Source organism: Acidiphilium sp. JA12-A1, from assembly GCF_000724705.2.
In the GTDB taxonomy this organism is placed as follows: Bacteria; Pseudomonadota; Alphaproteobacteria; order Acetobacterales; family Acetobacteraceae; genus Acidiphilium; species Acidiphilium multivorum.
The window spans coordinates 1-556 of record NZ_JFHO01000286.1; the positions used below are offsets into that span (position 1 = coordinate 1).

The 556-nt window shown below is 61.5% G+C and carries 1 protein-coding gene and 1 pseudogene; both read right to left on the bottom strand.

Translation table 11 applies throughout. The features are described from left to right. Nucleotides 1-198 (bottom strand): hypothetical protein (locus tag RT91_RS22395; RefSeq protein ID WP_205409011.1); only part of this gene is annotated, 198 nt, incomplete at its 3' end. A gap of 91 nt (nucleotides 199-289) precedes the next feature. Then, nucleotides 290-556: pseudogene (locus tag RT91_RS21180) on the bottom strand (transposase); the annotation flags it as partial.

Genomic DNA, 556 nt, shown 5'->3' on the forward strand with positions numbered 1-556 from the left:
GTCGGGCCAAGTTGCCCAGATCGTGGCCGGGTTCCACCATGACGGACGCGAGGCAGAAAGCTGTGCCTTGAACTTCTTTCTTGCCTCGGCCGGAAATGAGTTGAGCGCTGCGCTAATTCCGTTCGTGCGGGCATATCCGGCGAACATCGCACGAGCTGGAGGCTGAAGCGGGAGGGTCGCCGCGTTGCTGACGGTCATGGTCTGAGCCCTAAGTTCCCGCCATTCAGGAGTAGAGTCTCATCCTCGAGTGATGCCCACGATTGGGCGTAGGTGCAACAGCCGGTTGGGGTTAACCCCAACCGGCGCGCCGCTGATTTTCCCGCACCTCTGCCGGGTTTGTGCCCAGGCTCGAATGGGGCGTGATGATTATAGTCGTGACGCCAGGCGGCCAGCACGGACCTCGCTTGAGGCAGGCTCGTGAACAAGGTCTCGTTCAGACACTCGTCCCGGAGCCGGGCGTTGAAGCTCTCGACGAACCCGTTTTGCTGGGGCTTGCCGGGCGCGATGTAATGCCATTCCACGTTCCGCTCTTTCGACCAGCGCAGGATCGACATGC